General features: G+C 70.3%; 18 protein-coding genes. 8 read left to right on the top strand and 10 right to left on the bottom strand.

Annotated elements, in window-relative coordinates; genetic code table 11:
* The first annotated feature begins 104 nt into the window (after positions 1-104).
* Positions 105-1,277 (top strand): sensor histidine kinase, encoded by a 1,173-nt coding sequence (locus ACIGWZ_RS28985; protein ID WP_400069646.1) that lies wholly within the window; start codon positions 105-107, stop codon positions 1,275-1,277.
* Complete coding sequence (locus tag ACIGWZ_RS28990) at positions 1,274-1,936, top strand: response regulator (RefSeq protein ID WP_400069647.1); 663 nt, start codon at positions 1,274-1,276, stop codon at positions 1,934-1,936. The genes ACIGWZ_RS28985 and ACIGWZ_RS28990 overlap by 4 nt, the downstream gene beginning before the upstream one ends.
* Before the next feature lie 18 nt (positions 1,937-1,954).
* On the opposite strand, the gene ACIGWZ_RS28995 is transcribed toward ACIGWZ_RS28990, so the two are convergent.
* The 7 genes from ACIGWZ_RS28995 to hydA all read right to left on the bottom strand — a co-directional run bounded on the left by ACIGWZ_RS28995 (position 1,955) and on the right by hydA (position 9,153).
* Complete coding sequence (locus ACIGWZ_RS28995) at positions 1,955-2,353, bottom strand: hypothetical protein (protein ID WP_400069648.1); 399 nt, start codon at positions 2,351-2,353, stop codon at positions 1,955-1,957.
* On the bottom strand, positions 2,350-2,634 hold the full coding sequence (locus ACIGWZ_RS29000; protein WP_400069649.1) for a hypothetical protein: 285 nt from the start codon (positions 2,632-2,634) through the stop codon (positions 2,350-2,352). Before ACIGWZ_RS29000 ends, ACIGWZ_RS28995 begins: the two co-directional genes overlap by 4 nt.
* A 214-nt stretch (positions 2,635-2,848) precedes the next feature.
* Positions 2,849-4,567 carry a DEAD/DEAH box helicase gene (locus ACIGWZ_RS29005; RefSeq protein WP_400069650.1) on the bottom strand — a complete coding sequence of 573 codons (1,719 nt, stop codon included), beginning with the start codon at positions 4,565-4,567 and terminating at the stop codon, positions 2,849-2,851.
* An 87-nt stretch (positions 4,568-4,654) separates the two neighbouring features.
* Positions 4,655-4,858, bottom strand: a complete 204-nt coding sequence (locus ACIGWZ_RS29010) for a cold-shock protein (RefSeq protein WP_030069301.1) — start codon at positions 4,856-4,858, stop codon at positions 4,655-4,657.
* Positions 4,859-5,048: 190 nt separating this feature from the next.
* Positions 5,049-6,599 carry an NCS1 family nucleobase:cation symporter-1 gene (locus ACIGWZ_RS29015; RefSeq protein ID WP_400069651.1) on the bottom strand — a complete coding sequence of 517 codons (1,551 nt, stop codon included), beginning with the start codon at positions 6,597-6,599 and terminating at the stop codon, positions 5,049-5,051.
* 134 nt (positions 6,600-6,733) lie between these two features.
* The gene (locus ACIGWZ_RS29020; protein ID WP_400069652.1) at positions 6,734-7,735 is read right to left on the bottom strand and encodes a TIGR03842 family LLM class F420-dependent oxidoreductase; all 1,002 of its coding nucleotides are present in this window, start codon (positions 7,733-7,735) and stop codon (positions 6,734-6,736) included.
* 11 nt (positions 7,736-7,746) lie between these two features.
* On the bottom strand, positions 7,747-9,153 hold the full coding sequence (hydA, locus tag ACIGWZ_RS29025) for a dihydropyrimidinase (protein WP_400069653.1): 1,407 nt from the start codon (positions 9,151-9,153) through the stop codon (positions 7,747-7,749).
* A 410-nt stretch (positions 9,154-9,563) separates the two neighbouring features.
* Between hydA and ACIGWZ_RS29030 the strand changes: the two genes are divergently transcribed.
* The 4 genes from ACIGWZ_RS29030 to ACIGWZ_RS29045 all read left to right on the top strand — a co-directional run bounded on the left by ACIGWZ_RS29030 (position 9,564) and on the right by ACIGWZ_RS29045 (position 12,716).
* Entirely contained in the window at positions 9,564-10,448 is an 885-nt protein-coding gene (locus ACIGWZ_RS29030; protein WP_400069654.1) for an ABC transporter substrate-binding protein, read from the top strand.
* Between the two features lie 269 nt (positions 10,449-10,717).
* Entirely contained in the window at positions 10,718-11,032 is a 315-nt protein-coding gene (locus tag ACIGWZ_RS29035) for a hypothetical protein (RefSeq protein WP_400069655.1), read from the top strand.
* A complete protein-coding gene (locus ACIGWZ_RS29040; protein WP_400069656.1) occupies positions 11,029-12,027 on the top strand; it encodes a WXG100 family type VII secretion target in 999 nt (332 codons plus the stop codon). Before ACIGWZ_RS29035 ends, ACIGWZ_RS29040 begins: the two co-directional genes overlap by 4 nt.
* Positions 12,024-12,716, top strand: a complete 693-nt coding sequence (locus ACIGWZ_RS29045; RefSeq protein WP_400069657.1) for a hypothetical protein — start codon at positions 12,024-12,026, stop codon at positions 12,714-12,716. The genes ACIGWZ_RS29040 and ACIGWZ_RS29045 overlap by 4 nt, the downstream gene beginning before the upstream one ends.
* Positions 12,717-12,780: 64 nt before the next feature.
* Here ACIGWZ_RS29045 and ACIGWZ_RS29050 read toward each other — a convergent pair whose 3' ends face one another.
* From ACIGWZ_RS29050 to ACIGWZ_RS29060, 3 genes are all read right to left on the bottom strand, one after another.
* Complete coding sequence (locus tag ACIGWZ_RS29050) at positions 12,781-14,094, bottom strand: aspartate aminotransferase family protein (protein WP_400069658.1); 1,314 nt, start codon at positions 14,092-14,094, stop codon at positions 12,781-12,783.
* Positions 14,091-14,933: a nitrilase-related carbon-nitrogen hydrolase gene (locus ACIGWZ_RS29055; protein ID WP_400069659.1), complete on the bottom strand. Its 843-nt coding sequence runs from the start codon at positions 14,931-14,933 to the stop codon at positions 14,091-14,093. Before ACIGWZ_RS29055 ends, ACIGWZ_RS29050 begins: the two co-directional genes overlap by 4 nt.
* 153 nt (positions 14,934-15,086) lie before the next feature.
* Entirely contained in the window at positions 15,087-16,376 is a 1,290-nt protein-coding gene (locus ACIGWZ_RS29060) for a hypothetical protein (protein ID WP_400069660.1), read from the bottom strand.
* A 182-nt stretch (positions 16,377-16,558) separates the two neighbouring features.
* On the opposite strand from ACIGWZ_RS29060, the gene ACIGWZ_RS29065 reads away from it, so the two are divergent.
* Together ACIGWZ_RS29065 and ACIGWZ_RS29070 are read left to right on the top strand one after the other, a co-directional pair.
* On the top strand, positions 16,559-16,990 hold the full coding sequence (locus ACIGWZ_RS29065; RefSeq protein WP_400069661.1) for a MarR family winged helix-turn-helix transcriptional regulator: 432 nt from the start codon (positions 16,559-16,561) through the stop codon (positions 16,988-16,990).
* 142 nt (positions 16,991-17,132) lie between these two features.
* Entirely contained in the window at positions 17,133-17,687 is a 555-nt protein-coding gene (locus ACIGWZ_RS29070; RefSeq protein WP_400069662.1) for an isochorismatase family protein, read from the top strand.
* Positions 17,688-17,774: the final 87 nt, after the last annotated feature.

Genomic DNA, 17,774 nt, shown 5'->3' on the forward strand with positions numbered 1-17,774 from the left:
TGGGCGGAGACTGGTTAGTCTCGCGGTATGAATGCCCACTCCGCCCGCACCGCTGTCACTGGGCACTTCGCATGGTAGCTCCGGAATTAGAGGGGGCATCAGCGATGACGGCTGCAAAGGCCCGTTCCTGGTCTGGGTGTGTCCTTTACCCCGTCGCTCTGTTCCTCCTGCTGGGAGGCGCGCCGCATGCCCCTCACACTGTCCATGCCATCGGTGCACTGCTGGCCACGAGCCTGCTCGTCGGCGTACTGCGACACGCACCACTGATCGCCCTGGCCCTGACGCTCGTGGGGTCCACCATGGTGGTGGTGTTCACCTACGGATACCCTCAAAGTGCGTCCGTCTCCTACCAGAGCCGGTTCCTGTCGTATCTGGCGGTGGACCTCGTCCTGGGCGTCATCATCGCCTCCAGGACACGGCGAACCTCACTCATTGCCGCGGCCGTAACGTTCGTCGTGCAGTTCACGGCCATCACCGGTCTCTCGCACGGGCCGTTTGCCCTGATCGGCACCAGCGTGATCGCACTCTTGGCGATGGTCACCTCCTGCACCGTCGGCCTGCTGATCCGCGAGCGCCGGGAGCACGCGGTGGCGTGGCGTTCGCAGGCGCTGGCGGATGCTGTGACCGCCGAACGGCTCCGGATTGCCCGCGAACTGCACGACATGGTCGCGCACAGCATCGGCATCATCGCGATCCAGGCCGGCGTGGGCAAACGAGTCATCGAGACGCAGCCCGCCGAAGCCCGCAACGCGCTGGACGCCATTGAGGCCACCAGCAGAGAAACGTTGTCGGGACTCCGGCGCACGCTGGTAGCGCTACGCCGGACGCACCCTGGCGAAGACGCGGAGGAGACGCCGCTCGCTCCCTCGCCGTGCCTCACGGACATCGACCGACTGGCCGCGACAACCACAGAAGCGGGGGTCCGTGTCGATGTGCACTGGAGCGGAGAACGACGGCAACTGCCACCCGAGCTCGAACTGTCGGCCTATCGCATCGTGCAGGAAGCAGTGACCAACGTGGTCCGTCATGCGAGCGCCGGGCACTGCCAGGTGACCATCGCCTACAAGGAGGACGAACTGTCCATAGAGATCGTCGACAACGGCCGCGGTACGCCGGTCAGTACGACAGGCCGGGGCTTCGGCATCACCGGCATGCGAGAGCGCGTCCGTCTGCTGCACGGCTGCTTCAGCGCCGGGCCACAGCCCGAAGGCGGCTTCCGAGTAGCGGCCGAACTGCCGACGCCCGAGCGCGTCACGGATGTGGCGGCGGCCCGGTGACCATCCGTGTCCTGCTCGCCGACGATCAGCCGCTGGTACGGTCCGGCCTGCGCGTGCTCATCGACGGCACCCCCGACCTGGATGCCGTCGGCGAAGCCGCGACGGGCGCCGAGGCCGTGGCATTGGCCAAGGACGTGCGCCCCGACGTGGTCGTGATGGACATCCGGATGCCCGGCATGGACGGGATCGAAGCCACCCGACTGATCACGGCCGGCGCCGAGGCACCGAGCGTGCTGATTCTCACCACTTTCGACGAGGACGAGTGCATCTACGGCGCGCTCCGCGCCGGCGCGAGCGGATTCGCCGTCAAGGACATGGCGCTGGACGACATCCTCTCGGCGGTCCGTATCGTCGCCGCCGGCGACGCCCTGATTGCGCCCGGCGTCACCCGCCGCCTGATCGCGGATTTCCTTGACCGCCCTGCACCCGAACCGAAACGCGCTCCACGCCCGATAGAAGGCATCACCGAACGGGAACGCGAAGTACTGACGCTGGTCGGCCTCGGCCGCTCCAATGGCGAGATCGCAAATGATCTCTTCATCACAGCGGCCACGGCCAAGTCCCACGTGGCACGACTGCTCAGCAAACTGAACGCGCGGGATCGGGTGCAACTCGTGATTATCGCCTATGAGAGGGGACTGGTCGCGCCGCCCCACTAAGCCGTGTCCTACATGGTCTCAGTGGAAGCCCAGCATTCCGGGCGAATCGATGTCGACGGTGACCACACCGGGCGGGTAGGCGTCCTCGTTGCCGGTCAGCAGGATCGGCATCCCCGTGAACTCGGGGCGCGGCAGTGCGCAGTACAGGGCGTGGCAGGTGTCGGGGCCGCCGTATCCGTCGCGGATCATGGTGCCGACGCTGACGGCGGCCATGGTGTCGAGGCTGTCGACAACAACGGAGGAGAAGGAAAGCACGCGGCGGGAGAGGTTCTCCTCGGCGGCTTCGGCTTGCACCAGGCACAGGGCAGGGATGCCGAGGCGTTCGCCAGGGGTCTTCGCCATGTTGCCTGCCAGCAGGTTCAGCGTCTTGTGACCGCCGGCGAGCGCTTTGACGGCGCTGGTGTCGAGGATGATCACGCGACGGTGCCTCGAGCGGCCCGGACCTTCTCGGCAGCGATCTTGTAGATGTTGCCGAGAACATCGGGCGCCTGCTCGAACTCCTCATCGCCGATGCCCACGCCCATCACGCGGCGCACGACCTCCCGGTCAGCGGCCAGCCGTTCGGCCCGCTGCGCGGCGGTCGGCTGCTCCGCGGCCAGTGCCTCGACCAGCTGGCCGATGCTGATTCCGCGCTCCTTCGCCAGCTCAGCAAGGTGGTCGCGGGTCTCCCGCGGAACCTGAATCGTCGTCGAAGCCATAGCGCCACCATAGACCCTCTGTAGCATCTGGCCCCGATCGCCGCCTCAGGCCCCGCCAGACGAAGTTTCCGCAGTTCATGAGCGTCCCGTGTGCGGCCGGCCCGCCTGGCGCGAAGCCGCGGGCAGCAGCGGCATCTCCCCCTTCCGCCGGGCCGACCAGCGGGAAATCGCCGATCACAGCGGTTCGGCTGTCCGGGGCCTGGTGGACCGTGGGCTAGGTCGCAGAGCTGCGGCGACCTCCTCGGCGATCGGAGCCGCGGCCGCCGGTGCCGGCAGCGCTGCCCGCGGATCCGCCGGCCGCCGTCCGTCGGCCGGATCCGCGGACAACCTTGCCGGTCGCCGCACCGGCCGCGGCCCGGCGGTGGGAACTGCGGCCGCCCGCGCCGTCGGCACCCCCCGTGGCCTGGCCGGCTCCCGCCCGGCGGGCAGAGCCGCGCCCGCCGGTTGCGGACGTGCCACCGGCCGCTGCCGCCCCGGCCGCGGTCCGGCGGTCCGCACCCCGGCCCCCCGCCCCGGTAGCAGCAGCTGTCGCCGCTCCGGCCCCGCCGTCGTTTCGGCGTCGGCGGCCGGACCGCCTACCGGGCTCGGTGCCGGTCTTCCGGTTCGGGCGGGATGCCGATGGTGTCGCCGGCTGGGTGACCTCGACGGTGACGGCCACGCCGGAAGGCTCGCGGGCGCCGGTGACGGTGACCAGTTCCGCGTCGCTCGACTTGACGCGGGCCGTCCGGGGGCGGATGCCCGCGTCCGACACGAGCCGGGTGACGTCCCGTTTCTGGGCGGGCAGGACCAGCGTGACCACGCTGCCGGAGCCGCCGCCGCGGGCCGTGCGGCCGCCCCGGTGGACGTAGTCCTTGTGGTCGGTGGGGGGATCGACGTTCACCACGAGGTCGAGGTCGTCGATATGTATGCCCCGGGCCGCGACGTTCGTCGCCACCAGCGCGGTGACCTGGCCGTTCTTGAACTGTTCCAGGGTGCGGTTCCGCTGCGGCTGGGAGCGGCCTCCGTGCAGTGCCGCCGCACGGACGCCGACGGCCAGGAGCCGCTTGGTGAGCCGGTCGGCAGACCTCTTGGTATCGAGGAAGAGGATGACCCGGCCGTCACGGGCCGCGATGCGCGTGGTGATGGCCTGCTTGTCGGTCTCATCCTGGACATGGAACACGTGGTGCTCCATGGTGGTCACCGCTCCCGCCGACGGGTCCACGGAGTGCACCACGGGATCGTTCAGGAACCGCTGCACCAGACGGTCGATGTTGCGGTCCAAGGTGGCCGAGAAAAGCATGCGCTGTCCGTCGGGCCGTACTTGCTGGATCAGCTTGGTGATCTGCGGCAGGAAGCCCATGTCGGTCATCTGGTCGGCTTCGTCCAGCACCGTGATGCGGACGCCGTCGAGCACGCAGTCCCCGCGTTCCACGAGGTCATTGAGCCTGCCGGGAGTCGCCACGACCACCTCGGCGCCGCGCCGGAGCACACCGGCCTGCTTGGCGATGGACAGCCCGCCGACCACGGTGGCCAGGCGGAGGTTCACCGCCGTCGCGTAGGGGGACAGCGCGTCCGCTACCTGCTGGGCGAGTTCACGGGTGGGCACCAGCACGAGGGCGAGGGGAGCCTTGGACTCCGCGCGCAGTCCGGCCGTGCGGGCCAGGAGCGCCAGACCGAACGCGAGGGTCTTGCCGGAGCCGGTGCGGCCGCGTCCCAGCAGGTCACGGCCGGCGAGCGAATTGGGCAGCGTGGCGGCCTGGATGGGGAAAGGGGTGGTCACGCCCTGGGCGGTGAGGGTCTTCAGCAGCCCCGGAGGCATATCCAGACCGGCGAAGTCCTCGACAGCGGGAAGTGCGGGTGTCGTGCTTTCCGGCAGCCGGAATTCCATCGGCGACGACGCGGACGGCGGGGGTGACGAGACGCGCCGGTTCGACTTCGTGGGCCTACGGGACATGCAGTTTTTTACCTTCCTGGAAACAGCACAAACCGGGGTCCGCACCGTGACGGTGCGGACCCCGGTGAGCAGATACGCGTCCGGCGATCAGGCGGGGACGATGTTCTCCGCCTGCGGGCCCTTCTGGCCCTGCGTGACGTCGAACGAGACCCGCTGACCCTCCTGGAGCTCACGGAAGCCCTGGGTCGCAATGTTCGAGTAGTGGGCGAAGACGTCGGGGCCGCCGCCGTCCTGCTCGATGAAGCCGAAACCCTTTTCGGCGTTGAACCACTTCACGGTTCCCTGTGCCATGACCTTCTCCTTCTGTGGGCAGAGGCCCCATCCGGAGATGCCGGAAAACAAATAATGCGCCTGAAGGAGGAACATTCCCGTCAGGCGCACATACGTTCATGGGTACCACAACTGCAACCTCAAAACCGTAACACGACTCGACGGCCTGTGGTGGATCATCGAGTGGCACGCGGGGATTCCCCCTGCCAGGTCACGTGCCGGCGGCTACCCTCGCCCGCTCTCCGGCCATCAGAGCCCCATAGACGATGAGCGACGCCGCGAGTCCGATGGCCCACCCGTAGTCCGCGAGCGGCTTGAGGAACGGGATCAGTCCGTCGACCGGGAACGGCCCGGCCTTGTCCCCCTTCGCATCGAGCGTCGAGTAGGACCCGCCGACGGCCAGCACGCCCCCGACCACGAACGCGACGAGGGCCCGCCAGTTCCATCCGCCGCCGTACCAGTACCTTCCATCCGCCACGTACAGGTCGGCGAGATGCAGCACGGTCCGCCGGATGATCCAGTAGTCGGCGATCAGGATGCCGGCCACCGTGCCGAGCAGCCCGCCGACGACGCCGAGCCACGTGAAGATGTACAGCTCGGGCGTGGACGTCAGCTTCCACGGCATGACCAGCACACCGACGACGCCCGTGATGATCGCGCCCGTCCGGAAGCTGATGACCTTCGGCGCGAGATTCGCGAGGTCGTAGGCAGGAGAGACGACATTGGCCGCAATGTTCACGGAGATCGTCGCCACGAAGACGGTGACGAGTGCGAAGAGCAGGCCGAACACGTTGTCCGTCTTGCCGGCCAGCTCGACCGGGTCCCAGATCGCGGCCCCGTACACCTTCTCCGAACCGGCCGTCACCAGGGCCGACATCAGAGCGAAAGCAGTCATGGTGGTCGGCAGGCCGAGGGTCTGGCCCCAGAGCTGCGCCCGTTGGCCCTTCCCGAAGCGCGTGAAGTCAGGAATGTTCAACGACAAGGTCGACCAGAAGCCGATCATGCCCATGAGCCCCGGGAAGAACACCTTCCAGAAGTCCGCACCCCAGCCCACCTTCGACGGCTCTTGCAGCAACGGACCGAACCCACCTGCCTTGTCCGCGATCCAGATCAGCAGCACGACGGCACCCACGAGCACGAACGGCGCCGCCCAGTTCTCGAAGCGGCGCAGGGTGTCCATCCCCCGGTAGATGATGGCCAGTTCCAGCGCCCAGAAGATGACGAAGCACAGCCAGAGCGTCCACGGGTAGCCGCCGATCTTCCCCGTGTCGGCCCATCCCCCGAAGATCTTCCCCAGCAGAACGAAGATGCCCTGGCCGCCGATCCACGTCTGAATGCCGAACCAACAGCAGGCCACCGCGGCCCGCACCATGGCGGGCAGGTTCGCACCGCGGATGCCGAACGAAGCCCGGGCCAGGACCGGGAAGGGTATGCCGTACTTCGGTCCGGCATGGCCCGTGAGCAGCATCGGCAGCAGCACGATCACGTTGGCCAGGGCGATCGTAAGGACCGCCTGCTTCCAGTCCATGCCGAGCGCCACCAGGCCGGAGGCCAGGGTCCAGGACGGGATGCAGTGGGCCATGCCGATCCACAGGGCAACGAAGTTGTACGTGGTCCAACGGCGCTCGGCGAGCGGGACGGGCCGCAGGTCCTCATTGGCGTAGCGGCTGCCGGCCGGGTAAGCGTCAGCGGTCAGCTCGATGCCGACGCCCTCGGCCGGCGGTATCGGAGACGAAGGCGGGGACGGGATGGCGTTCGTCATGGGCAGTCCGTTCAATGAGGGGCCGATGAGGAGGCCCTACGGGGGACGCGGGAACTGGGCCATGCGGGGTCCGTGAACTGCTCTGCGGGATGGACCGGATGAAGAGGGTGCCGAGGGGGCCGGTAACTCGCCGGTCATGAGGTCAGTGCGGGGATGATGGTCTGGCCGTACTGGTCGATGACGTTCTCCTTCGCGTCGTGCATCGCGTACAGCGCGAACTGGTCGACGCCCAATGCCTTCAGCGCGCGCAGCTTTTCGACATGGGCGGACGCCGGGCCGAGCAGGCAGAAGCGGTCGACGATGGCGTCCGGCACGAACGCGGTGTCCGGGTTGTCGGCGCGTCCGTGGTGGGAGTAGTCGTAGCCCTCGCGGGCCTTGATGTAGTCGGTGAGTTCGTCGGGGACCAGGCCGGAGTGTTCGCCGTAGCGGGCGACGAGGTCGGCCACGTGGTTGCCGACCATGCCGCCGAACCAGCGGCACTGTGCGCGGGCGTGGTCGAGGTCGTCGCCCACGTACGCGGGCGCGGCGACGCAGATGGTGACGTCGGACGGGTCGCGTCCGGCGGCCACGGCGGCATCGCGTACGGCCTTGATCATCCACTCGGTGAGGAAGGGATCCGCGAGCTGGAGGATGAAGCCGTCGGCCAACCGCCCGGCCATCTCCAGGGCTTTGGGGCCATAGGCGCCCATCCACACGGGCAGCTTGCCGTTCCTGACCCAGGAGATCTTCACCCGGTGTCCGCCGACGTCCGCTTCCCGCCCCTCGGCCAGATCCCGGATGACGCCGATGGCATCGCCGAGCCGGGCCAGGGTGTTGGGCGGCCGGCCGGCCACCCGCATCGCGGAGTCGCCGCGACCGATGCCGCAGACGGTGCGGTTGCCGTACATCTCGTTGAGGGTGGCGAAGGTGGAGGCGGTGACCTCCGGGGTGCGGGTGGAGGGGTTGGTGACCATCGGGCCGACGATCAGGCGGTCGGTGTGTTCCAGGATCCGGCTGTAGATGACGAACGGCTCCTGCCACAGGACGGCCGAATCGAAGGTCCAGCCGTAGCGGAAACCGTTGCGCTCGGCGCGGCGCATCAGGGACACGACGGCGGATGCGGGCGGGTCGGCCTGCAGGACGAGTCCGAAGTCCACGGCTGCGCTCCTTAGACGAGGTACTGGCAGGTGCCGCGCGGGATGTACTGGCCGTGGCCCGCGTGTCCGGTGAACGCGCCCTGGTCGATGACGAGTTCACCCCGCGAGAAGACCGTTTCGACCCGCCCGGTGAGCCGTTTGCCCTCGTACGCCGAGTAGTCGACGTTCATGTGGTGGGTCGCCGCGGAGACGGTCTGTTCGGCGGTGGGGTCGTAGATGACGATGTCGGCGTCGGCGCCGGGGGCGATGGTGCCCTTCTTCGGATACAGGCCGAACATCCGGGCCGGGGTGGCGCAGGCGATCTCGATCCAGCGGCGGCGGCTGATCCGGCCCTCCACCACGCCCTGATGGAGGAGGTCCATCCGGTTCTCCACCCCGGGCATACCGTTGGGGATCTTGGAGAAGTCGCCGCGGCCCAGCTCCTTCTGACCCTGGAAGCAGAACGGACAGTGGTCGGTGGAGACCACCTGGAGGTCGTTGGTTCGCAGTCCGCGCCACAGCGCCGCCTGGTGCTCGCGCGGTCGCAGCGGCGTGGAGCACACGTACTTGGCGCCCTCGAAGTCCGGCTCGGCGAGGTTGTCGGTGGACAGGAACAGATACTGCGGGCAGGTCTCGCCGAAGACGTTCAGTCCCATCCGGCGGGCCCGGGAGATCTCGGCGACGGCCTCCTCGGCGGAGACATGGACGACGTAGAGGGGCGCACCGGCGACCCGCGCCAGCTGGATGGTGCGGTGGGTGGCCTCGGCCTCGAGCAGGACGTGCCGGACCTCGCCGTGGTAGCGGGGGTCGGTCCGGCCCTCGGCCAGCGCCTGCTCGACGAGGACGTCGATGGCGATGCCGTTCTCGGCGTGCATCATGATCAACCCGCCGTTGCCCGCGGCCCGTTGCATCGCCCGCAGGATCTGGCCGTCGTCGCTGTAGAACACGCCCGGGTAGGCGGTGAACAGCTTGAACGAGGTGACGCCCTCGGCCACCAGGAGGTCCATCTCCTTGAGGGTGCCCTCGTTGACGTCCGAGAGGATCATGTGGAACGCGTAGTCGATGGCGCACTGGGCGTCGGACTTGGCGTACCAGGCGTCCAGTCCCTGACGGAGCGCCTGGCCGCGGCTCTGGACGGCGAAGTCGATGATGGTGGTGGTGCCGCCCCAGGCGGCGGCGCGGGTGCCGGTCTCGAAGGTGTCCGACGCGAAGGTGCCGCCGAACGGCAGCTCCATATGGGTGTGCGCGTCGACGCCGCCCGGGATGACGTATTTGCCGGTGGCGTCGACGGTGCGGTCCGCGGACCGGCTCCAGGTCTCGGCGTGCGAACTGCCGTGCGCGGCCAGGGCGGCGACCCGGCCCTCCTCCACCAGGACATCGGTGTGCATCTCGTCGGCGGCGGTGATGACAAGTCCGCCCCGGATGACCGTACGGCTCACAATCCCTGCTCCCTCCACACCAGCAACCTCGGCGGCACCGGAAGGCGGAGCGCGACGTGCGCCGTCTCCTCGGCATGCCTGCTCCGCTGACGCCATGCCACAACCGGTCTACACCCGTAGATTCCGGTCGAGAAGGAGACCGTAGAAGCATGTCACCCACCGTGGCAATACCGTGACCGTTAATCAGCGGGGGCGTTCGTGTTGCGCCGACGATCAGCTGGACGGTTGAACGCCCGACGCGATCGGAGCCCGGCCCACCGGTTGTGGGAGACCGGCCCCGGAGGGATGCGGGGGCGCCGCGGCGGGCAGAACGAGGACGCCGGAAACGGGCGGGGACACGAGCAAGCCGGAACACGAACAGGCAGGAAACCGGACAGGCAGGAAACCGTACGGCAGAAAGGCGACACGTCATGGAGCAGAGCACGCCGTGGGAGTTCTCCGACGACCGCGGGCGCCTGGCGGTGGCCGGGGACCGACCACTGAGGATCGTTTCCTACATACAGGCGGGAGCCACGCTGTGGGACCACGGCATCCGCCCCGTGGGACTCTTCGGGTCCCAGCACGACGGCGCCGCCCCCGACGCGGCCAAGGCCGGCGAGCTGCCGCTGGCGGAGATCCGGTACCTCGGTTCGGGCCGTGCGCTGCACCCGGACGCCCTGCTGGAGGCCGAGCCGGATCTCGTCGTGGCCGTCACTTATGACGGCGAGCAGGTCTACGGGCTCGAGCCGAAGACCGCGCTGGAACTGGAGGCGCATGTCCCGGTGGCGGCCATCGCGGTGGGGCCGGGGCGGGGACTGGCCGAGGTACGGGAGCGGTTCGCGGCGCTCGCCGGATCGCTGGGGAAGGGCGAACCCCTCGGTACGGCGCGGGAGTTGGACGCCGCGGAGGATGTGCTGCGGCAGGCGGCAAGGGGACCGGTGCGGCCCCGGGTGCTCGCGCTGTCGCCCGGCGACCGCGAGCGGGTGCATCTGGCCCGGCCCGGCGCCTGGCCGGATCTGCGGGCGCTGGCCGAGCACGGCGTCGAGCTGCTGGAGCCGGCCGCCGGATCCGGCGCGAACTGGTCCACGGTCGGCTGGGCGGAGGCCGCCGGGATGTACCCCGACATCGTGCTGTCGGACGAACGGGTCAACGCCGCCCGGCCTTCGGAGCTACGGGCCGATGCACACTGGCGCGCGCTGGAGGCCGGGGCGCGGCTGCTGCCGTGGAACCCGGAGGCGCCGTGCAGCCGTCGCGCGCACACCCGCTTCTTCACCCTGGTGGCCGACACCGTACGGAAGGTGGTGACGGGCGGTTAGGGCGCTTCCGACGGATCTCCGCGGCGCCGCGACGCCTGGCTGCGCCGGAAGAACGTCCGAGGCGCAACGGCTCCATTGCCGCTAAGGGTTCGGCAATGGAGCGTTTGTATTGCGCAAAGAGCCGTTCGGAATCCGTCAACGGCTTCCCATTTTCCGCCAACGCCGAGGTCATCGAACGTTTCCGGATCCTTTTCGCCCCAATCGCCGCGCGTAGCTTGGCGTGCGTTCTGCGCCCTCGGGCGCACCGCACATCGGGGATGGGAAGACTCATGCACACGGGGTACGGCGTTCACACGGACGCCTTGCATACGTACGCCTCGAAGATCGATGCGGCGTCGGACCGGGTCACCCAGATCATGAGCGGTCTCGGCTCCCTCCAGGTCCCCGCCGACGCCTTCGGCAAGGTTCCCGGCGCACAGGGGCTGCACAGCTCCTACACGGAACACCACGATGCGGACATCCAGGACTGCCGCGACCTCGCCGACATCCTCAAGGACACCTCGGACGGCCTGGCGGGCACCGCGGACAACTACCGCAACAGCGAGATCATGACCGTCTCCGGCATGGAAGACATCCAGCGGTGACCGCGGCCACGCTCGCATCGGGCGGCGCCGGCAACGCGTACGCCTGGGCCCACAAGCCCGATCACCGGGCCTTTCCCGAGGTCCCCAAGGCCGAGAGCCCGGATCGCAGCGGCATCAGCGGCGCCGTGGACGAGGCCGTGGAGTGGACGCTGGAGAAGACCGGCGCGCTCGAGTGGCTGGAGAAGGTGACCGGCGCGCCGGAGGCGCTGTCCCAGGCCGCCGAGGCGTGGCACTCCCGGGCCAAGGACATGCGGCAGGTCGGCGACGAGCTGCGGTCCGGTGCGGTGACGCTGTCGGAGCACTGGCACGGTCGGGCGTCCGACCATTTCGGCGCGCACATGGGCCATATCGTCGGGGCCATCGACGACACCGCGGTCGACATGGCCGAGACCGCGAAGATCCTCGGCGAGGCGGCGAAGGAATGCGCGCTGGCCGAGGAGACGGTGATCCATCTGATCACCGAGCTGATCGAGATGTTGATCGCGGAGCTGGCCACCAGCTTCATCCTGGACCTGTTCACCGCCGGCCTGGCCACCGTCGTCGACGCGCTGATCAGCGACGCCGAGGTCACCGTCTACATCGAGCGGATCGCCAAGGTCTCCGAAGAACTCGCCGATGTGCTCACCAAGCTGCAGAAGGCGATCAAGGAGATGAAGGAGGCCGTGCGCGCCGGGAAGGGCGTCAAGGAGATCATGAGCAAGGCGCGGCAGGTCCGCCGGCTCTCCAGGACGTTCCGGGAAACCACCGAGGGGCTGAGCGGCGAACGCGGAATCCAGGAGGGCCTGAGCGACGGTCAGCGCAGGGCGATCGGCGCGACGAACAAGCTCACCGAGAAGGCGCTGAAGGAAGGCGAGAAGGCGGTCGGGTTCGAGCACGACTGGAAGGCGCCGCTGAAGGAGTACGCCAAGAGCGAGGGGCGCACCCTCCTGGAGGGCGACGAGCCGCCCAAGCCCTATGAAGTCGACCGCAACAGCATCGAGGGGACCTTCGGATGAGCGGCTACGGCGCGGTGCCGGGCGGCGCCCCGGCAGGGTACGGCACGGGTGTGGTGGGCCCGGCGTGGCTTCACCCCGTGGCGGCCGCCCATCTGCGGCAGGGCGAGCAGCTGAGGGCGGTGTTCCCCACCGAGGTGGACGATCTGCTGCCGCCGCGACTCCCCCGGCGGTACCGCATCAGGACGCCCCGGCAAGGGCGCATCCGGCTCTGGCCGGTGGTGCGGTTCGTGCTGGAGTGGATCGTGCCCGAGTCGTGGGTGTGGGTCATCCAGGGCAACACCAGCGGCAACCCCGTCGAACGCGGAGCGAGCCGGGGGTACCGCGCGATCCGGCGGCGTTTCCACGGCGGTTCGTGGTCGGGCGGCTACCGCAGTGCCGCCGGGGCGCTGCTCATCGCCGTACGCAACTCGCCGGACGCCTTCTTCCGGGGCCAGCACTCGGAATGCGTACTGGCCGTCACCACGCACCGGCTGCTCGTGCTCAGCGAACCGACGTCGGCGGTCCATGAACGGCCCTACCCCGCGCATCTCCTCGCCGAGTACCCGCGGGGCGAGTTCGGCAGACGCCGCGCGGAACACCCCGCGCGGCAGCTCTTCCGCGCCGATGTGGAGTTCCGCGACGCGTCCTGGATCGCGCTGCGCCTGGACGAGCGCGCGCAGGTTGCCGAGCTGACGTCCGTACTGGGCTGACCCACCGGATGCCGACGGCGGGCGGGACAACGGCAGTTGCCCCGCCCGCCGTCGGTGCCCGCGGCTACGTCCCCGCCGGGCCGCCCTGCGCCACCGCCAGCGCCTCCGCGAGCAGTTCCGCCCCCTCCTCCGCCTCGGCGACGGTCAGCGTCATCGGGGGTGCGATGCGCAGCGAGGCGCCGCCCTGACCGCCCTTGCCGACCAGGAGGCCCCGCTCGCGGGCGGCCTCGACCACCAGCGAAGCGGCCTCCGGCGAGCGCTCGTCGGTGCCGGGGCGGACCAGTTCGACGCCGATCATCAGGCCGCGGCCGCGCACCTCCCGTACGACATCGAGCCCGGCCGTGATCGCCCGCAGCCGCTCGATGAGCAGGCCGCCGACCCGCCGGGCGTTGCCCTGGAGGTCGTGTTCGAGGAGGTAGGTGAGGTTGGCGAGGCCGGCGGCCATGGTGACGGGGCTGCCGCCGAAGGTGGAGATGGAGTTGGCGGAGAGGGAGTTCATCACCTCCGCGCGGGCGACGACACCGCCGATGGACATGCCGTTGCCGATGCCCTTGGCGAAGGTGAGCAGGTCCGGCGGGCCGTTCTCCGCATGCGCCTGCCAGCCCCAGAAGTGGTCTCCGGTACGGCCCCAGCCGGTCTGCACCTCGTCGCTGATCCACAGGATGCCGTGCCGGGCGAGCACCTCGCGGAACGCCGCGTACAGGCCGTCCGGGGGCGCGGTGAAGCCGCCGACGCCCTGCACCGGTTCGGCGATCAGCGCGGCGACGCCGCCCGCGGTCTGCTGGAGCATGTCCTCGAGGTCGGCGACGCAGGCCCGGATGTACGCGGCGTCGCTCAGCTTCGCGTACGGGCCACGGCTGCGCACCCCGCCGTGCACGTACAGCGTCTGGAGCGGCGAGAGGCTGGTGGGCGACCAGCTCTGGTTGCCGGTGATGCCGACCGCGGAGAAGGAGCGGCCGTGGTAGCTGTTGCGCATCGCCAGGATCTGGTTGGAGCGGCGGTAGGACGTGGCCAGCAGCAGGGCCGTGTCGTTGGCCTCCGTACCGGAGGTGGTGAAGAAGACCCGGGCGTCGGGGATGCCGGAGAGCGCGGCGATCCGCTCCGCCAGCTCGACCATGGGGCGGGAGAGATAGAGCGTGGAGGTGTGGATGATGCGGCCGGCCTGCTCGCTGACCGCCTTGGTCACCTCGGGCAGGGCGTGCGCCGTCATGGTGGTGAGGATGCCGCCGAAGAAGTCGAGGTAGCGGTTGCCCTCGGCGTCCCAGACGTGGCGGCCCTCGCCGTGGGTGAGTTCGAGCGGCCGCTCGTAGTAGAGGCTCAGCCAGGACGGCAGGACGGCCCGGTGGCGGGCGTGGAGGCCCGAGGAGTCGTGGGTCACGGCTGCACCAGCCCGCCGTACGCGTCGGGGCGGCGATCGCGGTAGAACGCCCATTGCTGCCGGACCTCGTCGATCAGCCCGAAGTCGAGATCGCGGATGAGGAGTTCTTCCTTGGAGTCGCTGGCGACCTCGCCGACGAACTGACCGCGCGGGTCGACGAAGTAGCTGGTGCCGTAGAAGTCGTTGTCGCCGTACTCCTCCACGCCGACCCGGTTGATCGCCGCGATGAAGTACTCGTTGGCGACGGCGGCCGCGGGCTGTTCCAGCTGCCAGAGGTAGGCGGACAGTCCGCGGGAGGTGGCGGAGGGGTTGTAGACCAGCTGGGCGCCGTTGAGCCCCAACTGCCGCCAGCCTTCGGGGAAGTGGCGGTCGTAGCAGATGTAGACGCCGACCTTGCCGACGGCCGTGTCGAAGACCGGCCAGCCCATGTTCCCCGGCTTGAAGTAGTACTTCTCCCAGAAGCCCTTGACCTGCGGGATGTGGTGTTTGCGGTAGATGCCCAGGAGGGTGCCGTCGGCGTCGATGACGGCCGCGGTGTTGTAGTAGAAGCCGGACTGCTCGATCTCGAAGACCGGCACGACGATGACCATGCCGGTCTCGCGGGCCAGCGCCTGCATCCGGCGTACGGTCGGGCCGTCGGGCACGGGCTCGGCCCAGCGGTAGTGCTCCGGCTCCTGGACCTGGCAGAAGTACGGGGCGTTGAAGACCTCTTGGAAGCCGATGACCTTGGCACCCTGCGCGGCCGCCGCTCTGGCGTGCTCCTCGTGCTTCGCGATCATCGATTCGGTGTCGCCGGTCCAGGTCGCCTGGACCAGTGCGGCACGCACAACATCGGCCATGAGCTGCTCCTTTGTCGATGCGTCAGCCTGCAGCCCACGCGGGATCTCCGGCGGGATCTACGCGTGTGGAGGTGACCGTAAGCCCCGTTACGCACCGTGGCAAGACCATCTCTCAGCGCGGCGCGCCCTTGTGGGGGATCGCAGGCGGAGGGATCACGGGTGGGCGGCGCGCAGGGCGTGGGCGATGTCGCTGTGCCGGTGCGGTGAGACGCTCCCGGCCGCCTCCAGCAGCAGCGGCCCGAGCGTGCCCGGCGCCAGGGCGGCCGCCGCGGCCGCCTCCTCCGGCGCGCGGGAGCGTACGAGCGCGGCCAGCAGCTCCAGCGCCTGCGCGGCGCGGTCCCGCCCGAGCAGTTCCAGCGCGGCCTGCGCCACCTCCGCGACGGGGCGGGCCACGGCCTGCCGCAGCAGGCAGGCGCCGTCCGCGGCGCGGCCCGCGGCGGCCAGCGCATCGGCGGCCGCGGCGAGCCCGGCGGGCGGCAGGCAGGCCGCTTCCCAGAGCAGGGTGGGGACGTCGGAGGCGAGTCCGGCGCGCTCCAACTCCTCGATGAGTAAGGGGATTTCCGGTGCCGGGCGGTTTGCGGCGGCGCAGAGTTCGGCGTGCGCGAGGCCGCCGTCGGCGGTGGCGCGGAGGTGGGCCAGGCGGGAGACGGCGGTGGCGGCGGCGCGCCGGGCCTCGGCGGTGGCCGGGGCCGCCGCGGGGCGACCCGTCGGCCGGTCGCCGTCCGTCGGCTCCTGGCCGTACGCCCCGGCGAAGCGGGCGCCGCGCGGGGCGGCTGCCGGGGCGGGGGCGCTCGCGTACTCCTCCGCTTCCGCCAATGCGGCCTCCTCCGGCGTCTCCAGCCCGGCGAAGCGGGCGCCGCGCGGGCGGGCGGGAGGCTTGCCCCTGGCTCCGCCCCCGGCCTTGGCCCTGCCCTTGGCCCGCCGCCCGGCCTCGACCTCGGCCTCCTCCAGCGCCTCCAGCCGTGCGCGGAGCTCGCCGACCCGGGCGCCGGCGCGGGCGTGGTCGTCCCGTGCCCAGGCCAGTTCCTCGGCCGGCCGGTCCGCCTGGCCGGGACCCGCCGCCCGTGCGGCCGCCTCCAGGTCGCGCACGCGCAGCGCCATACGCCGCTCCTCGCGCACCCTCACCGCCAGCCGCTCCCGCAACGCGGGGCGGCCGCCCGGCCGGGCGTCGTGCTCGGCCAGCGCCTGCGCATGCAGCCGTCGGGCCCGCGCGCCGGCGGTGCTCACCGCATGCTCGCCCGGCAGCTGCGAAAGGTCGTACAGCAGCGACTCCACCACGTCCCACGGCGGCAGGTCCCGCCCCTCCAGACAGGCCCGCAGCCCGTCGGGATCGCGCCGGACGAAGACGCCGTACCACCCGGCCGACGGATCGAGCCGCTGCGTGAGACCGGCCAGAAAGCGCGCGAACTGCCCGATGGAATCGTGGAGTTGAGCTTCCGACATGGGCTGAGCAGCTCCCCCCTCGGCCGGACTTCTCCCCTTTGGCCGCATGGCACACCGCAAATGTTTCGACGGTGACGACGACGCGCTACGGGCGGGTTACGGACCGCGCACACGAGCCGTCCGCCATCCCAACAAGACAGGCAAACTTGCAAGTTTTCCTGTCGATTGCCTACGCTCGGCCCATGCCGGACAAGAACCAGGAACGCCTCGCGACGGATCTGGGTGCGGTCATGGGCCTGCTGATGCGCCACCTGCGCGCCGCGTCCCCGCAGGGCGAGCTCAGCCCCACCCAGCGCGCCGTCATCGGCCGGATCGACACCGACGGGCCGGCCACCATCGCGGCGCTGGCCCGCGCCGAGCTGGTCCGCCCGCAGTCCATGCGGATGACGCTGAGCGCGCTGGAAGAGCGCGGCGTCCTCGCCCGCAGCCCGCATCCGACCGACGGGCGGCAGGTCGTCTTCTCCCTCACCGAGGAGGGGCGCCGGACGCTCGGCTCCGTACGGCAGGCCAAGCAGAACTGGCTCGCCGTGGCCATCGCGGAGCGGCTGACCGAGGACGAACAGCGCACCCTCGCGACGGCGACCGAGCTGATGCGTCGGCTGACGCAGGAATGAGCGCGCCGAGGCGTCCGCCCGCGCCCGCCGGTCCCGCCTCCACGCCCCCACCCGACCGACCGCGCCCCGGCACGAAGACGACCGCCAACCGACCACCCGACCACGTCCGTTCCCCCGATCGCCGCCAAGGAGCACCCGTCTCATGCCCGTCACCACACTCGACCCCACCACCGCCCTGGTCCTGATCGATCTGCAGAAGGGGATCGCCGGTCTGCCCACCGCTCCGCACCCTGCCGCGGAGGTCATCGCGCGCGGTGCCCGCCTGGCCGCCGCGTTCCGCGCGCGCGAGCTGCCCGTCGTCCTGGTGAACGTCACCGGCGGCGCCCCGGGCCGTACGGAAACCGCGCCGCACGGCGCCACCCCGCCCGCCGACTGGGCCGAGCTGGTTCCCGAACTCGACCGGCAGCCCGCCGACATCACCGTCACCAAGCAGCAGTGGGGCGCCTTCCACGGCACCGGCCTGGACCTCGAACTCCGCCGCCGCGGCGTCACCCAGATCGTCCTCGCCGGCATCGCCACCAGCATCGGCGTCGAATCCACCGCCCGCGCCGCGCACGAGCACGGCTACCACGTCACCCTCGCCACCGACGCGGTCACCGACCTGGACGAGGCGGCGCACCGCCACAGCCTGGAGAAGATCTTCCCGCGCCTGGGCGAGACCGGCACGACCGAGGCGATCCTCGCGCTGCTGGGCTGAGCGCGGCTGTCACGTCCGTCGCATGTGCCGTGCCGGAATTCCGGCACGGCACACGCGACGGCGTCGACGTACGCCGCTCGGTCAGCG

This window comes from Streptomyces sp. NPDC053427 (assembly GCF_044544985.1).
Lineage (GTDB): Bacteria > Actinomycetota > Actinomycetes > Streptomycetales > Streptomycetaceae > Streptomyces.